This is a genomic window from Phytopseudomonas seleniipraecipitans (genome assembly GCF_900102335.1).
Taxonomy (GTDB): Bacteria; Pseudomonadota; Gammaproteobacteria; order Pseudomonadales; family Pseudomonadaceae; genus Aquipseudomonas; species Aquipseudomonas seleniipraecipitans.
Window position 1 is genome coordinate 431,659 of the sequence record NZ_FNBM01000001.1, and the last position, 18,991, is coordinate 450,649.

At 63.1% G+C, this 18,991-nt stretch carries 15 protein-coding genes; 9 read left to right on the forward strand and 6 right to left on the reverse strand.

Annotation, left to right across the window (positions count from 1 at the left end):
• The first annotated feature begins 255 nt into the window (after nucleotides 1-255).
• The 3 genes from BLS60_RS02055 (at nucleotide 256) to BLS60_RS02065 (ending at nucleotide 2,911) form a co-directional block, all read left to right on the forward strand.
• Entirely contained in the window at nucleotides 256-1,632 is a 1,377-nt protein-coding gene (locus BLS60_RS02055) for a multicopper oxidase family protein (protein ID WP_092364067.1), read from the forward strand.
• A 29-nt stretch (nucleotides 1,633-1,661) separates the two neighbouring features.
• Entirely contained in the window at nucleotides 1,662-2,138 is a 477-nt protein-coding gene (gene tadA / locus BLS60_RS02060; RefSeq protein ID WP_092364070.1) for a tRNA adenosine(34) deaminase TadA, read from the forward strand.
• 122 nt (nucleotides 2,139-2,260) lie between these two features.
• On the forward strand, nucleotides 2,261-2,911 hold the full coding sequence (locus BLS60_RS02065; RefSeq protein ID WP_092364072.1) for a tetratricopeptide repeat protein: 651 nt from the start codon (nucleotides 2,261-2,263) through the stop codon (nucleotides 2,909-2,911).
• Nucleotides 2,912-3,011: 100 nt separating this feature from the next.
• On the opposite strand, the gene BLS60_RS02070 is transcribed toward BLS60_RS02065, so the two are convergent.
• Both BLS60_RS02070 and mltF read right to left on the reverse strand, forming a co-directional pair.
• Nucleotides 3,012-3,464 carry a bleomycin resistance protein gene (locus BLS60_RS02070; RefSeq protein ID WP_092364075.1) on the reverse strand — a complete coding sequence of 151 codons (453 nt, stop codon included), beginning with the start codon at nucleotides 3,462-3,464 and terminating at the stop codon, nucleotides 3,012-3,014.
• A gap of 161 nt (nucleotides 3,465-3,625) precedes the next feature.
• Nucleotides 3,626-5,089 (reverse strand): membrane-bound lytic murein transglycosylase MltF, encoded by a 1,464-nt coding sequence (gene mltF / locus BLS60_RS02075; RefSeq protein ID WP_092364078.1) that lies wholly within the window; start codon nucleotides 5,087-5,089, stop codon nucleotides 3,626-3,628.
• Between the two features lie 211 nt (nucleotides 5,090-5,300).
• Here mltF and purL point away from each other — a divergent pair, with 211 nt between their 5' ends.
• Together purL and BLS60_RS02085 are read left to right on the forward strand one after the other, a co-directional pair.
• Nucleotides 5,301-9,197 (forward strand): phosphoribosylformylglycinamidine synthase, encoded by a 3,897-nt coding sequence (purL, locus tag BLS60_RS02080; protein WP_092364081.1) that lies wholly within the window; start codon nucleotides 5,301-5,303, stop codon nucleotides 9,195-9,197.
• Between the two features lie 267 nt (nucleotides 9,198-9,464).
• Nucleotides 9,465-9,782, forward strand: a complete 318-nt coding sequence (locus BLS60_RS02085; RefSeq protein ID WP_092364084.1) for a YqfO family protein — start codon at nucleotides 9,465-9,467, stop codon at nucleotides 9,780-9,782.
• A gap of 81 nt (nucleotides 9,783-9,863) precedes the next feature.
• On the opposite strand, the gene tatC is transcribed toward BLS60_RS02085, so the two are convergent.
• Genes tatC through tatA form a run of 3 tightly spaced genes read right to left on the reverse strand, consistent with a single transcriptional unit; the run spans nucleotide 9,864 to nucleotide 11,136 of the window.
• Nucleotides 9,864-10,613: a twin-arginine translocase subunit TatC gene (gene tatC, locus BLS60_RS02090; RefSeq protein WP_092364087.1), complete on the reverse strand. Its 750-nt coding sequence runs from the start codon at nucleotides 10,611-10,613 to the stop codon at nucleotides 9,864-9,866.
• Entirely contained in the window at nucleotides 10,610-10,900 is a 291-nt protein-coding gene (gene tatB, locus BLS60_RS02095; RefSeq protein WP_092364090.1) for a Sec-independent protein translocase protein TatB, read from the reverse strand. The genes tatC and tatB overlap by 4 nt, the downstream gene beginning before the upstream one ends.
• Nucleotides 10,900-11,136 carry a twin-arginine translocase TatA/TatE family subunit gene (gene tatA / locus BLS60_RS21780; RefSeq protein WP_208597279.1) on the reverse strand — a complete coding sequence of 79 codons (237 nt, stop codon included), beginning with the start codon at nucleotides 11,134-11,136 and terminating at the stop codon, nucleotides 10,900-10,902. Before tatA ends, tatB begins: the two co-directional genes overlap by 1 nt.
• Nucleotides 11,137-11,280: 144 nt before the next feature.
• On the opposite strand from tatA, the gene gspK reads away from it, so the two are divergent.
• Nucleotides 11,281-12,246 carry a type II secretion system minor pseudopilin GspK gene (gene gspK, locus BLS60_RS02105; RefSeq protein ID WP_092364095.1) on the forward strand — a complete coding sequence of 322 codons (966 nt, stop codon included), beginning with the start codon at nucleotides 11,281-11,283 and terminating at the stop codon, nucleotides 12,244-12,246.
• 440 nt (nucleotides 12,247-12,686) lie between these two features.
• On the opposite strand, the gene BLS60_RS02110 is transcribed toward gspK, so the two are convergent.
• A complete protein-coding gene (locus tag BLS60_RS02110; RefSeq protein WP_092364098.1) occupies nucleotides 12,687-14,729 on the reverse strand; it encodes a PhoX family protein in 2,043 nt (680 codons plus the stop codon).
• 242 nt (nucleotides 14,730-14,971) lie between these two features.
• On the opposite strand from BLS60_RS02110, the gene BLS60_RS02115 reads away from it, so the two are divergent.
• The 3 genes from BLS60_RS02115 to gspD are packed head-to-tail and all read left to right on the forward strand — an operon-like array spanning nucleotide 14,972 to nucleotide 18,987.
• Nucleotides 14,972-16,609 (forward strand): bifunctional UDP-sugar hydrolase/5'-nucleotidase, encoded by a 1,638-nt coding sequence (locus BLS60_RS02115; protein ID WP_092364100.1) that lies wholly within the window; start codon nucleotides 14,972-14,974, stop codon nucleotides 16,607-16,609.
• Nucleotides 16,606-17,031, forward strand: coding sequence for a pilus assembly protein PilZ (locus BLS60_RS02120; RefSeq protein ID WP_092364103.1), 426 nt, complete (start codon nucleotides 16,606-16,608; stop codon nucleotides 17,029-17,031). Before BLS60_RS02115 ends, BLS60_RS02120 begins: the two co-directional genes overlap by 4 nt.
• Nucleotides 17,032-17,052: 21 nt before the next feature.
• Entirely contained in the window at nucleotides 17,053-18,987 is a 1,935-nt protein-coding gene (gene gspD, locus BLS60_RS02125; RefSeq protein ID WP_420848418.1) for a type II secretion system secretin GspD, read from the forward strand.
• The last annotated feature ends 4 nt before the right edge of the window (nucleotides 18,988-18,991 follow it).

Consider the following 18,991-nt stretch of genomic DNA (forward strand, 5'->3'; position numbering starts at 1 on the left):
GCTGGGGCACCTAGATGATGCTTCATCCGTCCACCGTCTCGCGACCGCGATGGTGGATGAAAGGAGCGTCATCCACCCTACTGCCATACCGACATGCCTGATCATGCGAAGACATTCGGTCGGGCACATTCCAAAGGCGCAGCCTTAACGCCCTCGCTTTCAAGGTGTATCGTTCGCAGCTTTCTAGCGCTCGCAGAGGCGCGTGCGACCAACCTGATTTAGCGTCACCGCAGTCCCGTTTCTGGAGCAGGCTTCATGAGTTTCACCCGTAGACAGGTTTTGGGCGGCTTGATCGGCCTTGGCGTCGTCGGCCTTGGCGCTGGCGGCGCGCGTTATTGGCTGGGGCGCCCGTTCGACCGCAAGACCCACGACTACGAATTGATCGCCGCGCCCCACGACATCGAGCTGGTGCCCGGCCATGTGACGCCGGCCTGGGCGTTTGGCGGTCAGGCGCCAGGTGTCGAGCTGCGTTGTCGGCAGGGCGACGAGCTACGGGTGCGCTTCATCAATCATCTGCCCGAGGCGACCACCATCCATTGGCACGGCATCCGCCTGCCGCTGGAAATGGATGGCGTGCCTTATGTGTCGCAGTTGCCAGTGCTGCCTGGCGAGTACTTCGACTATCGCTTCATCGTCCCGGATGCCGGCAGCTACTGGTACCACCCGCACCAGTCCAGCGCCGAGCAACTGGGGCGTGGACTGGTCGGCCCGCTGATCATCGAGGAGCGAGAGCCCAGCGGCTTTCTGCACGAACGTACGCTGTGTCTGAAAAGCTGGCACGTGGACAAGGAGGGCGCCTTCACGGCATTTAGCGTACCGCGCGAGGCGGCGCGTGAAGGCACACGCGGGCGGCTGTCGACCATCAACGGCGTGTCGCTGCCGACTCTGGAATTGCCTGCCGGGCAGGTCGTGCGCCTGCGACTGATCAACGTCGATAACACCGTTACTTACCGCCTCAACCTGCCAAAAGGTGAGGCGCGCCTCTATGCACTGGATGGCAACCCGATCGCGCCGCGGCCATTGGGCAAGGAGTACTGGCTGGGGCCGGGCATGCGCATCGACCTGGCGCTCAAGGTGCCCGAGGTCGGCGCGGATGAACTGTCGCTGCGCAACGGACCACTGCGTCTGGCGACCATCAAGGCGGTCGCCAGCAACGATGCGGCGGGTGAGTGGCCGCCCGCGTTGCCGGCCAACCCGGTCGCCGAGCCGGACCTGAGCCGCGCCGAAACCCTGCGCTTCAATTTTGAATGGGCCGCCGCCCTGGCATCACCTGCAGACGAAGCTGCCGGGCGCTACAAATACTGGCAGATCAACGGCGAAGCCTGGGACATCAACGATAAGACCTGCGCGGATCGACCTATCGCCAAGTTGAAGAAAGACGGCCACTACATCTTCGTGCTGCGCAACATGGCCCAGTACCAGCACCCGATCCACCTGCACGGGCTGATCTTCAAGGTGCTGGACTCCAACCGCCGCAAAATCGAGCCGTACTACACCGACACCTTTCTACTCGGCAAGAACGAGACCGCGCGCATCGCCTTCGTGGCCGATAACCCCGGCGTGTGGATGTTCCATTGCCACGTCATCGACCATATGGAAACCGGCCTGATGGCCGCTATCGAGATCGCCTGACGTGAGTGCCCTGATTTGAGAGCTTTAGCTTGAGAGCCCCGCTGATCATTGACCGCAGCCAGGACCAGCGCTTCATGCGCGAAGCGCTGGAGTTGGCCGCCGAAGGCGCTGCCCGTGGTGAAGTGCCGGTCGGCGCCGTGCTGGTGCAGGACGGCGAGGTGATTGGCCGCGGCTTCAATTGCCCGATCTCCACCAGTGATCCCAGTGCCCATGCCGAAATGGTCGCCATCCGTGCCGCCTCCCAGGCCGTCAGTAACTACCGTCTGCCAGGCAGCACCCTGTACGTGACACTGGAACCCTGCGCTATGTGCGCCGGCCTGATCGTCCACTCGCGCGTACAGCGCATTGTCTTTGGCACCAGCGAACCGCGTGCGGGCATGGCGGTGAGCCGCGGCCAGTTCTTCGACCAGGCCTTCCTCAACCACCGTGTGCTGGTCGAGGGCGGGGTGTTGGCGGAGGAATGCGGGGCGATGTTGAAGGCCTTTTTCAAGGCGCGGCGGGGTTAATGCCGGCTCAGAAAGGGCGCCATAGGTCCACTACGGCAATCGTCGCGTAACAGGTAGCGATTGTTTCGCCGTTCTGCAGCGGCGCTGTATATGATCGCTCTCTTTTTCAGTGGTGAACTCACATGCGCGATTCTGCGAAGCGGCTCTTGGCGCTGTGCCTCTTTCTGGCCCTTTGCGTGTTCCAGCCGGTGCATTTGATGGCACAGCCGGCAGCCTTCGATGAGCACAGCGACCTCGCCTCTGTGGTCGAGTTTGCCAACAAGGGCGATGCCGGTGCCCAGTTCGAACTGGGCAATCGGTACTACATGGGCAAGGGCTTCAAGCAGAGCTTTGAGCAGGCCGCACAGTGGTACACCAAGGCAGCCGAGCAAGGTCACTCGGATGCAGCCGTTTGGCTGGGGCGTATGCATGAGTTCGGCTGGGGGGTGGAGAAGCGCGCGGACCTCGCATTCGCGTGGACGCTCAAGGCCGCCGAACAAGGCAATGAAACGGCAGCAACTGCAGTAGCCGCCAAGTACATCACGGGGGACGGAGTGGCAAAAGATCCCCAGCAGTCTTTTAACTGGACCAAGAAGCTGGCCGAAAAGGGAGTTCCCGGGGCGCAGAAGCTGATGGGGATCATCTACGACGGTGGCAGGATCGTCCCTCGTGATTATCAGCAGGCGTTGTATTGGTATCGAGCTGCTGCGAACCAGACCCAAGACCCTGACGAGGCGCAGAGTGCGCAGCAGTATCTGGATTCGCTGCTCAGCCGGATGGAAGAGAACAAGTAAAGCCAGTGCGCTGCCATCCCAGGCAGGTTTCTGCCACGTTGCGCGCGCTCATGAGATTAGGAAAAGTATTTCCAGGTAGGCAGTTATGTTGCGCAGGCGCTTATCGCGGCTGTCCGGCGGGCTCCGCAACTTGCTGATCTCTGACACCTAGGCGCTCTACCAACCTGACGAGATAGCCGTCAGGGTCCTGGACGAGAAATTCGCGCTGCCCCACCTCGGATTCGTCGGCCCGGTACCAGACGTCTTTGCAAGCGCGGAACAGGGGATGCCCGACTTGTTGGAGCTTCTCGATGATGGGTTGCACAGCGCGAACATCGATTTGCAGATTAAGACCGCGGCCCAGGGGCGGTTGCAGCGGGCCGGTAATCCATTGTCCGGCATGCGGGGCGATCTGCTCCAGCATGATCTGGGCGCCGTCCATATCCAGGTACGCGAAGCCTTCATCATTGCGCTGATAGGCAACAGTGAACCCCAGGCATGCCACCCAAAATTCCAGGCTTCGATCTAGCTCGGTCACCATCAACTCGGGAACCAGTTTGCTTCTGTTCAGCATAAGCTGGCTTCCGTCGATGGCGAATGGCTGAGGCTGCCCCAGGATGAACAGCGCTCTAGTGAAACGGTTGGCTGCGTAAGACGGTCAACACTCAGAACGTAGCCTGGGTCGAGCGAAGCGACACCCAGGGACGAGAATCGGTTTGAATGGTGGGCAAGCACTCAGAGCGGCGTCTTGTCCTGCTGCTCGGGGTGATCATTGGCGACGCCCGGTACGTGCAGCCCGCTCTCGGCAACCTGGCTGCCTTCCAGCTGCGGTTGGGTCACCCAGGTGAGAATGTCGTAATAGCGGCGGATGTTGCGCACGAAGTGCACCGGCTCGCCGCCGCGGGCATAGCCGTAGCGGGTCTTGCTGTACCACTGTTTCTGCGACAGGCGCGGCAGGATCTTCTGCACGTCGAGCCATTTGTTGGGATCAAGGCCCTCGGCTTCGGTCAGCTTGCGTGCATCTTCCAGGTGCCCGCCGCCGACGTTGTAGGAAGCGAGGGCGAACCAGGTGCGATCCGGCTCCTGAATACTGTCCGGTAGCTGTTCCTTAACGTGAACCAGATATTTGGCGCCGCCTTGGATGCTCTGCTGCGGGTTGAGGCGGTCGGAGACGCCCATCGCCTGTGCGGTACGCAGGGTCAGCATCATCAGGCCCCTTACGCCGGTCTTGGAGGTGGCGCCGGGTTGCCACAGCGACTCCTGGTAGCCCACTGCGGCGAGCATGCGCCAGTCCAGGCCATGTTCCTGGGCCGCCTTGCGGAAGTGTTTTTCGTAACGCGGCAGGCGCTGCTGCAAGTGCTGCGCGAAGGTGTAGGCGCCGACATAACCGAGTACGTCGACGTGCCCGTAATAGCGTTCTTTCAGGCGTTGCAGGCTGCCGTTGTCCTGGGAACGGCGCAGAAAGCCGTCTACCTGATCCAGCAGGCTGCTGTCTTCGCCGGGTGCAATGGCCCAGCCGAGATTGCGCGAGTCGCCAAGGTCGAAGCCGACACGCACATTGGGGAAATACACCTGATTCATCGCCAGTTCGTTGGAGTCGACCAGAGTCAGGTCGATCTGTCCTTCATCCACCATGCGCAGCAAATCGACCACTTCGACATCCGCCGATTCCTCGTACTGCAGCTCTGGCACCTCGACCTTCAACGCGGCCAATTGCTCCGCATGGCTGCTACCCTTGAGCACCAGAATGCGCTTGCCGACCAGATCGGCGGGGCGGCTCGGGCGACGCTGGCCGTTGCGGTAGACAATCTGCGGGGTGACTTCCAGATAAGGAATAGAGAAGCGCGCGCTCTGCTGGCGGCCCTCGCTTTCTACCAGACCAGCAGCAGCGAGCACTGGGCCGTTGGGTTGGCCGAGGCGTGAAAACAGGTCATCGAGGTTGTCGGCGGTCTGGATTTCCAGCTTCACGTCGAGGTCGTCGGCGAAGCGTTTGACCAGCTCGTACTCAAAGCCGGTTTCGCCGTTACGGTCTTGAAAGTACGTGGCCGGGCTGTTGCGGGTTATCACGCGCAACACGCCTTCCTCCTTGATCCGCTCAAGGCTGCTGGGAGGTTCCGCGCAGCCGCTGAGCATCAGGAGTAATCCGATCGCCGAGAGCCAACCGGCGTAGCGCTTGCCAATCAGGTAAGGGGAGGGCATCGCGGCAGTATACGCCAACCTCTTGCCGTTCCATATCTGGACAGCTCAGCTGCGCTCTGCTAGGCAAATACGGTTTTTTCATTGCAAGTCGGTTGTTCTACGGATGTAGCCCCGGCGCTGACCGCGCGGCACGAGCGGGCGTGCCGCGCACGACGCTTTAGGCTAGAATACGCGGCCTCAAAGTACACCCCCTTCCCAGAGGCTGTCCCCGATGTTGATCCTGCGCGGCGCTCCCGCCCTTTCTGCTTTTCGCCACGGTAAATTGCTCGAGCAACTGACCAGCAAGGTGCCTGCTGTGACCGGCCTTTACGCCGAGTTCGCACACTTTGCCGATGTCGACGGTGCGTTGACTGCCGACGAAGAGCAGGTGCTGGCCCGTCTGCTGAAGTACGGCCCGAGTGTGCCGGTGCAGGAGCCCAGCGGCCGTCTGCTGCTGACCATCCCGCGTTTCGGCACCATTTCGCCCTGGTCCAGCAAGGCCAGCGACATCGCCCGCAACTGCGGCTTGGGCAAGATTCGCCGCCTGGAGCGGGGCATTGCCTACTACGTGTCTGGCGCGCTGAGCGATGCCGATGCCCAGCAGGCCGCGGCTGTGCTGCACGACCGCATGACCCAGCTGGTGTTGAGCAACCTTGAAGATGCCGCTCAGCTGTTCAGCCATGCCGAGCCCAAGCCGCTGACCGCCGTGGATATCCTTGGTGGCGGCCGCGCTGCGCTGGAAAAGGCCAACGCCGAGCTGGGCCTGGCCCTGGCCGAAGACGAAATCGATTACCTGGTCAGCGCCTTTCAGAATCTTGCGCGCAACCCGCACGACATCGAACTGATGATGTTTGCTCAGGCCAACTCCGAGCATTGCCGCCACAAGATCTTCAATGCCAGCTGGGACATCGACGGCGAAAGCCAGGAAAAGTCGCTGTTCGGCATGATCAAGAACACCTACCAGATGCACAGCGACAACGTGCTGTCTGCTTATAAGGACAACGCGTCGGTCATCGTCGGCCACACCGCCGGGCGCTTCTTCCCCAATCCTGAAACCCGCCAGTACGGCGCGGTGCAGGAGCCGGTGCACATCCTGATGAAGGTGGAAACCCATAACCACCCGACGGCCATTTCGCCGTTCTCCGGTGCATCCACCGGTTCCGGCGGCGAGATCCGCGACGAAGGCGCTACTGGCCGCGGCGCCAAGCCAAAGGCCGGCCTGACCGGTTTCACTGTCTCCAACCTGAACATCCCCGGCTTTGAACAGCCGTGGGAGCAGGCCTATGGCAAGCCTGAGCGGATCGTCACGCCGCTGGACATCATGATCGAAGGCCCGCTGGGCGGCGCCGCGTTCAACAACGAATTCGGTCGACCGGCGCTGACCGGCTACTTCCGTACGTTCGAGCAATCGATCAGCACCCCCCACGGCGACGAAGTGCGCGGCTACCATAAGCCGATCATGCTCGCCGGTGGCATGGGCAACATCCGTGAAGACCACGTGCAGAAGGCCGAAATCACCGTTGGCGCCAAGCTGATCGTGCTCGGCGGCCCGGCCATGCTGATCGGCCTCGGCGGCGGTGCAGCATCCTCGGTCGCTACCGGCGCCAGCTCGGCGGATCTGGATTTCGCTTCGGTACAGCGCGAGAACCCGGAAATGGAACGCCGTTGCCAGGAGGTCATCGACCGTTGCTGGCAGCTGGGCGACCAGAACCCCATCGCCTTCATCCATGACGTCGGCGCCGGTGGCATCTCCAACGCCTTCCCGGAGCTGGTCAACGATGGCGGCCGTGGCGGCCGTTTCGAGCTGCGCAACGTGCCCAACGACGAGCCGGGCATGGCCCCGCACGAGATCTGGAGCAACGAGTCCCAGGAACGTTACGTGCTGGCCGTCAGCGCTGTCGATTTCGACCGCTTCCAGGCAATTTGCGAGCGCGAGCGTTGCCCGTTCGCGGTGGTCGGTGAAGCCACCGAAGAGCCGCAACTGACCGTCACCGACAGCCATTTCGGCAATACCCCAGTCGACATGCCGCTCGAAGTGCTGCTCGGCAAGCCGCCGCGCATGCACCGTTCGGTGACGCGTGAAGCCGAGCAGGGCGATGATTTCGACCCGAGCACCCTGGACATCAGCGAAGCCGCCGAGCGCGTGCTGCGTCATCCAGCTGTGGCCAGCAAGAGCTTCCTGATCACCATCGGCGACCGCACCATTACCGGCCTGGTTGCTCGCGACCAAATGGTCGGCCCGTGGCAGGTGCCGGTGGCAGACGTGGCCGTCACCGCCACCAGTTTTGACGTGTATACCGGTGAAGCGATGGCGATGGGCGAGCGCACGCCGCTGGCGCTGCTCGATGCCCCGGCCTCCGGGCGCATGGCCATTGGTGAAACGCTGACCAACATCGCGGCGTCGCGCATCGAGAAACTGTCTGACATCAAACTGTCGGCCAACTGGATGTCCGCTGCTGGTCACCCGGGTGAAGATGCGCGCCTTTACGACACGGTGAAAGCCGTTGGCATGGAGCTGTGCCCCGAGCTGGGTCTGACCATTCCGGTCGGCAAAGACTCGATGTCGATGAAGACCAAGTGGAGTGAAAAGGGCGCCGAGAAAAGCGTTACCTCGCCGCTGTCGCTGATCATCACCGGTTTCGCACCGGTGACCGATATCCGCAAGACCCTGACCCCCGAACTGCGCATGGACAAGGGCGAGACCGATCTGATCCTGATCGACCTCGGCCGTGGCCAGAACCGCATGGGCGCTTCCATCCTTGCCCAGGTGTACAGCCAGCTCGGCCGCCAGGCGCCGGACGTCGATGACGCCGAAGACCTCAAAGCCTTCTTCGCGGTAATCCAGGGGCTCAACGCCGACGGTCATCTGCTGGCCTACCACGACCGCTCCGACGGTGGCCTGCTGGTCAGTGCGTTGGAAATGGCCTTCGCCGGTCATTGCGGCCTGAACCTGCAGCTCGACGGCCTGGCCGAAAGCCGCGAAGAGCTGGCGGCCATCCTCTTCAACGAAGAGCTTGGTGCGCTGATCCAGGTTCGCCAGGATGCCACCCCGGACGTGCTGGCGCAGTTCAGCGCGGCCGGCCTCGGTGACTGCGTCGCGGTGATCGGCCAGCCGGTCAATAACGGCGACGTCGCAATCAAATTCAACGACCAGCCGGTGTTCACCGGCCAGCGTCGCCTGCTGCAGCGTCAGTGGGCTGAAACCAGCCACCGCATCCAGCGTCTGCGCGACAACGTCGACTGCGCTGATCAGGAATTCGATGCGCTGTTGGAAGAAGACAATCCCGGCCTGAGCGTCAAGCTCGGCTTCGACGTCAACGACAACATCGCCGCGCCGTATATCAAGAAGGGCGTGCGTCCACAGGTTGCCGTGCTGCGTGAGCAGGGCGTCAACGGTCAGGTGGAAATGGCCGCCGCGTTCGACCGCGCTGGCTTCGCTGCGCTGGACGTGCACATGAGCGACATCCTCGCCGGTCGTGTCGACCTGAACGACTTCAAGGGCCTGGTCGCCTGCGGTGGCTTCTCGTACGGCGACGTACTTGGCGCCGGTGAGGGCTGGGCCAAGTCGGCGCTGTTCAACACCCGTGCCCGTGATGCCTTCCAGGGCTTCTTCGAACGCAAGGACAGCTTCACCCTTGGCGTGTGCAACGGCTGCCAGATGCTATCCAACCTGCATGAGCTGATTCCGGGCAGCGAGTTCTGGCCGCACTTCGTGCGCAACCGTTCCGAGCAGTTCGAAGCCCGCGTCGCCATGGTTCAGGTGCAGGAGTCGGCATCGATCTTCCTGCGCGGCATGGCCGGTTCGCGCATGCCGATTGCCATCGCTCACGGTGAAGGCCATGCCGAGTTCGAAAGCGAGGAGGCACTGCTGGAAGCCGACCTGTCCGGCACCGTCGCGCTGCGTTTCGTCGACAATCACGGCAAGGTTACCGAAAGCTACCCGGCTAACCCCAACGGTTCGCCGCGCGGCATTACCGGCCTGACCAGCCGCGACGGCCGTGTGACCATCATGATGCCGCACCCGGAGCGCGTGTTCCGGGCCGTGCAGAACTCCTGGCGCCCGGATGACTGGCAGGAAGATGGCGGCTGGCTGCGCATGTTCCGCAACGCGCGCGTGTGGGTGGACTGATCGCTGACTCACGACAGCAGCAAGCCGGCCTGCCATTTTTGGCAGGCCGTTAAAACGCCAGGCAATGCCTGGCGTTTTTGTTCTTACCAGCCGATAAAGACGCGAATTAATAATGCCGAATGGTCGAAGCATCCGGGAACGGTAGCCCCGGCAGCCCAGTCGAATATTCCGTAGTGTCGCCTGCGTCACGAACCTGGGGCGGCACGGTGCCATCATGCTATGGCATGATTAGCCGATAGTTTTCAGCGACTTGCAGCGGAGTAGTTGATGTACAAACTGTGTTTCTACGTGCCGGAAGATCATCTCGAAAGCGTAAAGTCTGCGGTATTTACGGCTGGTGCCGGGCGTATCGGTAATTACGAGCAGTGCTCCTGGCAAACGCTCGGCCGTGGCCAGTTTCTTCCGCTCGAAGGCAGCTCTCCGTTTATTGGTCAGAGCGGGGAGTTGACGACTGTCGCCGAGTGGAAGGTCGAACTGGTGGTCGCCGATGAGCTGATCCACAACGCGGTTAAGGCAATGAAGAAAAGCCACCCTTACGAGGTGCCCGCTTTTGAAGTGTGGCGTTTGTCCGATCTGCAGTTCTGACTCAGCCTGCCGCCCGCCAGCAGGCTATCGATAGATCAACTTCCGCAATCTTTGCCGCGCTCGAGGCGCCCATTTCGAGCCTTAATCAGTGACTGCCAATTCCTGCTCGCTTTCTTGCTCGGGCCGACGCTGGATGCTGCCGCAGGCGAGCAGGCCGACTTCGAACAGCAACCACATCGGCACCGCCAGCATGGTCTGCGAGAACACGTCGGGCGGGGTGAGCATCATGCCCACCACGAAGCAGCCGACGATCACGTAAGGCCGGCTGCGGCGCAGGGTGTCGACGTCGGTCAGCCCGGCCCAGACGATGATGAAGGTGGCCACCGGAATCTCGAACGCCAGCCCGAATGCCAGGAACAGCGCCAGGATGAAATCGAGGTACAGGGCGATGTCGGTCATCATCTCCACGCCGTCCGGCGTGACGCTGGCAAAGAAGCCGAACATCATCGGGAATACCGCGAAGAATGCGAAGGCCATGCCGGCATAGAACAGCAGGATGCTCGACACCAGCAGCGGCACTGCGATGCGCCGCTCGCGGCGATACAGCCCCGGTGCCACGAAGCCCCAGGCCTGATGCAACAGTACCGGCATCGAGATGAACACGGCGACCATCAGGGTCAGCTTGAAGGGCGCCAGGAACGGCGAGGTTACGCTGGTGGCGATCATGCTCGCGCCTTCGGGCAGGTAGCGGCGCAGCGGTTCGGAGATCATCGTGTAAAGCGTCTGTGCGAACGGAAACAGGCCCAGGAATGCCAGCAGGATCACCAGCAGGCAGCGCACCAGGCGTTTGCGCAGTTCGCCCAGGTGAGCGGTCAGCGGCATGTCGCTCATGTGGTGGCCTCCGGCTTGCCCGTTGCTGGCTGCGGTTGTGCCTGCAGGTTGATCCCGCGACGCAGTTCCTGCTCCAGTTGTCGCAACGGTGCGGCGTCCAGTTCCTTGCCCACGGCTTCGGCATCCAGCTCACGCTCGACCTGGTCGCGCAGCATACGCATTGCCCGTTTCGCCTGCCCCAGGCCGCGCCCCAGGGTACGGGCGGCGACCGGCAGGCGCTCCGGGCCGAGCACCAGCAGCGCCACCACGCTCACCAGCAGCAATTCGGTGAAACCGACCTCGAACATCAGGCCTGGCGATCCGCGTGGGCGTGAGACTGTTGGGTGCCATGCACAGGCGTGCTCTGCTCAACCTGCGTCGGCGCCTCGTCGGGTGCATTGCTGCTGGCCATGGATTTGCGGAAACCCTGGATGGTTTCGCCCAGATCGCCACCCAGTGTCTTGAGGCGCTTGCTGCCGAACAGCAGGAACACGATCAACAGCACGATCACCAATTGCCAGATACCGATGCCGCCCATGAAAATTCTCCAACGCTATGAAATTGAAGGGCTAATCTGCCTGGGCTTTATGACGCTACGGTGACGCGGCGATGACCGGAAGTGCGTTTTGCCACGTCGCTGCAACATTCGACCTGTTGACTGTCGGCTCTTTGGTTCGGGGTGCGAGTGATGGGATGCAGGCGGCAACGTGGCGCGGCGTTATTGATGGTGCTGGTGGCCCTGGCCATGCTCGCCGGCGGGCTGGCGTGGATGGTGCAACAGGGACGGCAACAGGTCGATGCGGTGCGCCTGCAGCAGCAGCGGATCCAGGCGCGGGCCCTGGAAGTCGCCGGCTTGGCCTTCGCCGAGCAAGCTCTGAGGGATCCGGCTTGGCGGCAGAGCCCGCTTTTCTGGCAAGCCCTGCGTGGGCAGCCGCTGCGTTACGATTTTGCTGGCGGTGCGGCGACCTTGCGCATCCGCGATCTGCACAGCTGCTTCAACGTCAATGCGCTGGCCGGCCAGGAGGCTGAGCGTGCCGAGCGCCAGTTGCAGTATCTGCTCGGTGACGATCTGGCTGCCGAGCAGCTCGTACAGGCTCTGGCCGACTGGATCGACAGTGATGGTCAGAGCCGCCTGCACGGCGCCGAAAGCGATCAGTACCTTCGGCAGACGCCGCCTCGGCTCGCTGCCAACCAGCCGATGGTGGACATGAGCGAGCTGAACCTGCTGCTCACGCCGCAGTCTGGGCGACAGCAGCGTTATCCTCAGCTCTGTGCGCTGCCGCAGACATCGGGCTGGCGCTTGAATGCCAATGCGCTGAGTCTGGAGCATTTGCCCCAGCTTGATGCGCTCTACGAGGGCGAGTTCTCGCGTTCGCTGCTGGCCCGCATCGTCACCGGCCGACCCGCCAACGGTTACCGTGATGCGGCTGCCCTGCGTGAGGCCCTGGGCTCCGTCGACGACGCGACTTTTGAACGCCTGAGCGAAGGGCTGCTACTCAACAGCGGTGATTTCATGCTGCAACTCGAGTTCGAGCCGGATGGTCGGCCGATCACCAGCCAGTTTCAGGTGCAGGCCCAGGGCGTGGTGCGCTGGCACGCCCAGGTGCCCGCTCAGCGGGTGCAGGTGATCAGCCGTGAACCCTTGCCGTTCTAGGGGCTGTTGCCGTTTCAACGCGACAGACCCTAGGGCACTGAAAGAAAACCTGTTCACGATCTTTGGGTTTCTGGGCGCCTGTATTCTGTGATTCGAGGGCAGTAAGGCAAAAGCGGCCACTCAACTGATCGTTCCTCACGCTCTGCGTGGGAATCCATCCAAGGACGCTCCGCGTCCGCTGTTGCATGCAGTGCGCAGTCGGAGCAGGCGCAGAGCGCCTGGGGCTTAGCTACCACGCTGGAGCGTGGGAGCCATCGTAATGGGGTGGGCATTCTGAAAACTGCGGGTCGCGGGGCGCGGCTCCTACAAGGCGTGGTGATTTTCATCTTACGCAGCAGGTGCTTTGTCGCTGGCGATACAAGGGAGAAGGGCCTGGGTGTCGCGCAGCTCGATCTAGGTAAAGAGGGGTGGCACGGGATGACCCCGTGCCGTGGGGCGGGTTAGACGCCGATTTCGCCTCCGTCGTTGCGCTGGATCACCACCGTTGAGGCCCGTGGGCGAACGGTGGTGCCGGATGGCGTCTCGTCCGTGGCAACGTCGGTGGACGGCCAGTTGCTGGGGTGCTGGATGTTGACGAAAATCGTCTTGTTGTCCGGCGTGAAAGTGATGCCGGTGACCTCGCTGCCGTTGGGGCCGACGAAGAAACGGCGTAGGTCCACCTGGTTCTGGGCGTTGACCGGTACCTGCTTGCCAGTGGCGTCAACCAGATTAGTGGGGATTACCGCCAGCATCTGGTCGTTGGTGTAGCTGGTCACGCTCGATTCACCGTTGTCGGTCTGGATCCAGAGGATGCCGCGACTGTCGAAACTCATGCCATCCGGGCTGGCGAACTGGTTGAGTTCGGTCAGGCCGGAGCGGTTGATGTCGGGCGTGCCCGAGGCGTTGGCACCGAATACGAAGATGTCCCAGGCAAAGCTGAGTTGATCGTCGCTGTCGTGCCAGCGGATGACGTGACCGTGACGGTTCGGGCCGCGCGGGTTGGCTGCGTCTACGGCTGCTGCGGTGCGCGCGCTGTTGTTGGTCAGGGTCAGGTAAACGTCGCCATTGAGCGGGTTGACGGCGGTCCACTCCGGTCGATCCATCGGCGTTGCGCCCACTGCATCGGCTGCGCCCCGCGTGTTGAGAATGATCCCCGGCAGGTCGGTGAACACGGCGCCCAGGGTGCTGCCATTGGTCGTCGGTGTGGCGGCTACCAGAGGGATCCACGCACCTGTGCCGTCGGCATCAAAGCGGGCGACGTACAGAGTGCCGCTGTCCATGTACTTGGCACCGGTGGCCAGGCGGTCGCTCGGGTTGGCATCGGCTGCGTCCCACACTGCATCGGAAACGAATTTGTACAGATACTCGTTGTTCGAGTCATCACCGGTGTAAAACACTACCGGTTTGCCGACTACCGGCAGCGCCGGCCAACAGCCTTCGTGGCGGATGCGGCCCAGGGCGGTACGTTTCACCGCGCGGGTGCTGGAGTCGTACGGGTCGATCTCGACGATGTAGCCATAGGTGCTGGCTTCGTTGCGGTAGTCGTCGATCGCCGAGGCGCCGCTTGGAGTGATGTTGAAGCGGGTGAATTCGTCGTTCAGTTCCGAGGCATCCCCGGCCGCGGTTTCCCAGCTATAGCGGCCAGCGCCAGTGCTGACACCGATGCGCGACTGATCGGCAGGGCGACTGCCAGTGTTGATGAAGATCGACGGCCAGTTCTCTTCGCAAGTCAGGTAGGTGCCCCACGGGGTGTAACCGTTACCGCAGTTGTTGTTGGTACCGCGGGTCTGGGTACCGGTGGGGGAAAACTTGGTCTTGAGGTGATCCGTGCCGCTCAGCGGGCCGGAAATATCCATGACGGTGGCCGTGGTGAAACGACGGTTCAGTGGATCGTTATCGACCACCTGCCAGCGGCCGCTGACCTTGCTGATGCGGATAACACCCGCGCCGTGTGCATTTATTTCCTTGCGTACTTCTTCGGCCGGACGCTGACCATTGACGAAAGTCTGGCCGTTCGGGTGCAGGGCGTCTTCGTCGATGTACTCGTAGTTGATCGCCAGCAGGCCATCATCGGAGCGGCCGTTGATGGGGAAGAAGTGCATGCCGTCGTGGTGCATGCCTGCCGAGTTTTCCTGCTCTATGGAGGTGTTGCTGCCATCGGCTTGCCAGGTACCACCGGCGCTGTTGAACGGCGTTCCCCAGGGGGCCAGCACATAGGCGCTGTAACCGGCAGCTACCACACAGGCATCGGTGCGCGAGCCGGCAATGGACTGGAAGCCGAGGGCCAGTTTCGGCTCGACGGGTGGCTCGGTGGAAGGGCTGTCGTTGCTGGAACCGCCGCTGTCGAAACAGCCGGTGAGGCCGGTGCCCGCGATCATGGCGATCGCGGCGCCCAGGCCACCGCGCATAACGCTGCGGCGGCTCAGGTACGAATCCAGAACCGACGCCATCGGCAGGTTGCCACTGGGGTTACGGTCCAGGTTATCGCCGGTATCTCGACTCATCAGGTCATGTCCTTTTTCTGTTGAAGCGGCTTGAGGAAACCGGGACTTTAGAGACCGAATGTGATGATTTTCTGGCAGTTCTGTTAACGGCTATTGAAAGCTTTGTGACGCTACCTTTCTGATTTATCTGATTTTTTCGATTGAAGGTCGAAGTGTGGCTGTCGAATAACCGCCATTAAACTGTCACATAAGCTGCCCAGTATCCCGCCCCGACAATGCATAAAGGTGAGGCGGGTGGGGCGATGACAGACATCGGCAGACGTGAAGTGATGAGCTGGATGGGCATCGGTGCAATGGCGCCTTTGCTGAGTGCCTGCTCGGGCTTCGCGACCCCGCGTCAGGACGGACAATCCGAACTGGAATTGCTGTATTTCGCCGATACCCTGGATGCACGCCAGCCCGGGCAACCGGTAGTGCCGGCCACTCGGCTGGGGCCAGTTTCGCATCTTGGGCGAGCGCCATGGCTGAGTGGCAGCAATGCCCATCAGTCGCGTAGCGAACTTAATCCACTTCTCGACGCGCGTCTGGCCGAAGGTGTCACCACGGGCGGCTATGCAGTGCTGGGTGCCTTGCTAGAAGATCTACGCCAGCGCCACGGTACCGAGCGCTGCCTGACCCTGGAAAACGGCCAGGGCTGGAACGGCAGTGGCCTGGCTTACCTGACGCAGGGAAGCAGCGGCGCACAGGGTAGCCAACTGCTTGGCAGTGAGGTGCGGGTCAGCAGCGATGAGCGCGTGCTGTGGCCACAACGCTGCGCCGGTCTTTATCGACATTTCGCCCGGCCCGTCGTCGGCGCCGGCCTCGCACAAACCCAGGCCGAGGCGCTGGGCACCGAGCCTTTCACCATCATCCGGCGCGCCGGGTTGCGGATCGCGGTCGTCGGGGTGACCGACCCTTATGCCGCCGATCAGAACGCCTCCCTGAAGCAGTGGTACCAATCGCTGCTACCGGCCTTCAAGGAAGCGCGTGCCCAGGCCGATCTGGTCATTGCCCTCGCCGATGTGGGGACCGGGCCTGGCCTGTGGCTGGCCGAGCGCTTGAGCGATGCCGACCTGCTGCTATGCGCCCGCGGCCAGGATTTCTGGCCAGCGCCGATCGAGGTGCTGCAGACCAGCGGCAGACTGGTGCCGGTAGTACTCGGTGGTTGTCGGGCCAGCGGTGCCTTTCATATCGGGTGTCAGCGGCACGCCGGGCGATGGCAGTTCGTTGCGCGCTTTCACCCCGCGTTCGAGCAGTTGCTTTCACCAGCTGGCCAGGCGCACGCCGCACGCCTGCGTACACAGCTGCAAGGCCAGCGAGCGCCTCACGCCGCTTGGCTCGATCAGCCCCTGGCAACGGCGCCACAAGCGCTGTGGCGTCGCGATACCCGCGGTGGTAGCTGGGACCGCCTGTTGCACCAGGCACTGTCCGATGACGGCCAGATGCAGGTGCTGTTGCCCGGTCTGCGTTATGACAGCCCGGTTGCCGCCGGCCAGGCGATCACCCGTGAACACCTGATCAGCCTGACTGGCGGCTATCCGGCTCCCGTCGTGGACGCGCCGCTCAAGGCTCTCGAAGGCGTGTTGGAGAGTGCTGCCGACCAGCTGTTCGGCAACCCTCTGTTGCTCGACAGCAGTCGTGATCTGCCGCGTTGGCAGGGGCAGACCTGGCAGGTCAATTACAGCCCGACCGGCAAGCGCGTTTCCGGCCTGGCTCCGCTCGACGGCATGTGCCGCAGTATTTCAATGGCCTACGACGCCAACGCGAGTGAACCGCTGTGGCAGCGCGTCGAAGCGTGGTTGGCCACGCAACCGAGCGGTTGGCAGTTACCTGCTCTGCATCTGCCCAGCGTGCGTTATGTACAAGGGCATCCCGGCTGGCATCCCAGAGGCGTCAGTTGATCAGCGCCCAGCGATTGTGGGGCGGCCTGTGGCTGACCCTCGGTGCCTGGCTGGCGGCGCAGTGCGTGCTGCAACTCAGCCGTGAACCGCAGCCGGCCCGTGCCGTTGCTGTCGATACGGCTGCGCTGCCGGGGCTGCTGGTGGGCCACTGGCAAGTGACCGCCGACAGCGGTGCATTGCCGTTGACGCGCCTGCCGGTTCAGTACCTCGGCAGCCTGCGTGCCGTGCCCCTGAGCGCCTCGGTGGTGGTGCTGCGCTACGGCCAGCAAGTGCGCAGCTTCAGCCGTGGGCAACGCCTGGGGCCCGGCGTCGTGCTGCAGGACATCGACGAGACGGGGCTGATTTTCGATAACCAGGGGCGGCGCGAGCGCTTGCCCTGGCCGCCACGGCCTGCCGTGACCGGCTTCAAGCGGCAAGGATAAGAGATGATCGTTCGCTACTGCCTGGCCGCTCTGCTGGCCCTGGGCGCTACCCAGATTCTGGCCGATGACGTGTTGGATCTGCCGGTCGCCGAGTCGCCGCTGTACGAGGTGAATTTCGTCGACACCGAGCTCAGCGAGTTCATCGACAGCGTGTCGCAGATCACCGGCACCACCTTCATCGTCGACCCGCGGGTCAAGGGCAAGGTCACCGTGCGCACGGTCGAGCGCCATGACAGCGAAGCGATCTACGACATATTTCTCGCCCAGTTGCGTGCCCAGGGATTTGCCGCGGTCAACCTGCCCAACGGCAGCGTGAAGATTCTCCCTGATCAGGCGGCGCGCCTGGAGCCAGTGCCCGTGGACCCCAGTGGCGGGCAGCAGGCCGGCGGCGACGGTATCGCCACCCGGGTGTTCAGCGTGCGCAATGCGGCCAGCGAACAGTTGCTCGGCATTCTCAAGCCGCTGATCGACCCGCGGGTGGGCGTCATCACCCCGTATCCGGCCGCCAACCTGCTGGTCATCACCGACTGGCGCAGCAACCTGGCGCGTATCGACCGCCTGCTCGCCGAGCTTGATCAGGTCAGTGACGAGCCGCTGCAGGTGATGCCCCTGCAGCACGCCAGCGCCGCCGACACCAGCGTGCTGATCACTCGCCTGCTGGCCAGCGAGAAGGGCGGTGACAGCGCCCAGGTAATCGCCGACCCGCGCAGCAACGCCCTGCTGGTACGCGGCAGCGCCGACAGCCGTGAGCGGGTGCGCGCCCTGCTGACGCAGCTGGACCGCCCCGGTGGCGAGCTGCGCAGCTCCAACACCCAGGTGATCTACCTGCGCCATGCCAACGCCGCCGAGGTGGTCAAGGTGCTACGCGGGCTCAGCCAGGAGGCGCCACAGGCACCCGGCGAGGGGGCGGAGGGCGCCCAGGCTGCGCGCTTGCCGATCAGTGATTCGGGCGTGCGCCTGGAGTACGAGGAGGGCACCAACGCGGTGGTGATGGTCGGCCCGGACAGCGAGCTGGCGGCCTACCGCTCCATCGTCGAGCAACTGGACATCCGCCGCGCCCAGGTGGTGGTCGAGGCGATCATCGCCGAGGTCTCCGACTCCCGTGCCGAGGAGCTGGGCGTGCAATGGTTGTTCGCCGACGAGAAACTTGGCGCCGGGGTGGTCAACTTCAGTGCGGGCGGCGCGAACATCGCGGGTATCGCCGGTGCCGCGGCCAGTGGTGACAACGCGGCCCTTGGTGAGCTGCTTTCGGGTGTCAGCGGCGCGACCGCCGGCATCGGCCATTTTGGTGGCGGGTTCAATTTCGCCGTGCTGCTCAACGCGCTGAAGAGCAAGAGTGGCTTCAACCTGCTGTCCACACCGACCCTGCTGACCCTGGACAACGCCGAGGCGTCGATTCTGGTCGGCCAGGAAGTGCCCTTCGTCACCGGCTCGGTGACCCAGAACAACAGCAACCCGTACCAGACCATCGAGCGCCGCGAAGTCGGTGTGAAGCTGCGCATCAAGCCGCAGATCAATATCGACAACAGCGTGCGCCTGGATATCGTCCAGGAAGTTTCGTCGATCGCCGACTTCGCCTCGGCCAGCGACGTGATCACCAACAAGCGCGAGATCAAGACCAAGGTGATGGTCGAGGACAACGGCCTGATCATTCTCGGCGGGCTGATCAGCGATGAAGTCAGCAGCAGGGATCAGAAGGTGCCGTTGCTAGGCGACATTCCCGGGCTTGGCCGGCTGTTTCGCTCCACGGGCAAGAGCGGCGTGAAGCAGAATCTGATGGTGTTCATTCGTCCGCGCATTCTGCGTGACGGGCCGAGCATTGCCAGTTTCAGTGCCGACAAATACCAGAACCTGCAACGCGAAACGGCGCTCAAACTACCCGCATTGGACGGCGACGCCAGGCTGCAGCAGCTCTTTCCGGCCAGCCGCGCGCGCCTCGACGAGGGCGTCTGGTAATGAG

Excerpts from the sequence above, each read along its gene's own strand:
- BLS60_RS02065 (WP_092364072.1), top strand. The coding sequence starts at position 2,261 with ATGCGCGATTCTGCGAAGCGGCTCTTGGCGCTGTGCCTCTTTCTGGCC.
- tatB (WP_092364090.1), bottom strand. The coding sequence starts at position 10,900 with ATGTTCGAGGTCGGTTTCACCGAATTGCTGCTGGTGAGCGTGGTGGCG.
- BLS60_RS02085 (WP_092364084.1), top strand. The coding sequence starts at position 9,465 with ATGTACAAACTGTGTTTCTACGTGCCGGAAGATCATCTCGAAAGCGTA.
- BLS60_RS02055 (WP_092364067.1), top strand. The coding sequence starts at position 256 with ATGAGTTTCACCCGTAGACAGGTTTTGGGCGGCTTGATCGGCCTTGGC.
- tatC (WP_092364087.1), bottom strand. The coding sequence starts at position 10,613 with ATGAGCGACATGCCGCTGACCGCTCACCTGGGCGAACTGCGCAAACGC.
- mltF (WP_092364078.1), bottom strand. The coding sequence starts at position 5,089 with ATGCCCTCCCCTTACCTGATTGGCAAGCGCTACGCCGGTTGGCTCTCG.
- gspK (WP_092364095.1), top strand. The coding sequence starts at position 11,281 with ATGGGATGCAGGCGGCAACGTGGCGCGGCGTTATTGATGGTGCTGGTG.
- BLS60_RS02115 (WP_092364100.1), top strand. The coding sequence starts at position 14,972 with ATGACAGACATCGGCAGACGTGAAGTGATGAGCTGGATGGGCATCGGT.
- BLS60_RS02070 (WP_092364075.1), bottom strand. The coding sequence starts at position 3,464 with ATGCTGAACAGAAGCAAACTGGTTCCCGAGTTGATGGTGACCGAGCTA.
- BLS60_RS02110 (WP_092364098.1), bottom strand. The coding sequence starts at position 14,729 with ATGAGTCGAGATACCGGCGATAACCTGGACCGTAACCCCAGTGGCAAC.
- purL (WP_092364081.1), top strand. The coding sequence starts at position 5,301 with ATGTTGATCCTGCGCGGCGCTCCCGCCCTTTCTGCTTTTCGCCACGGT.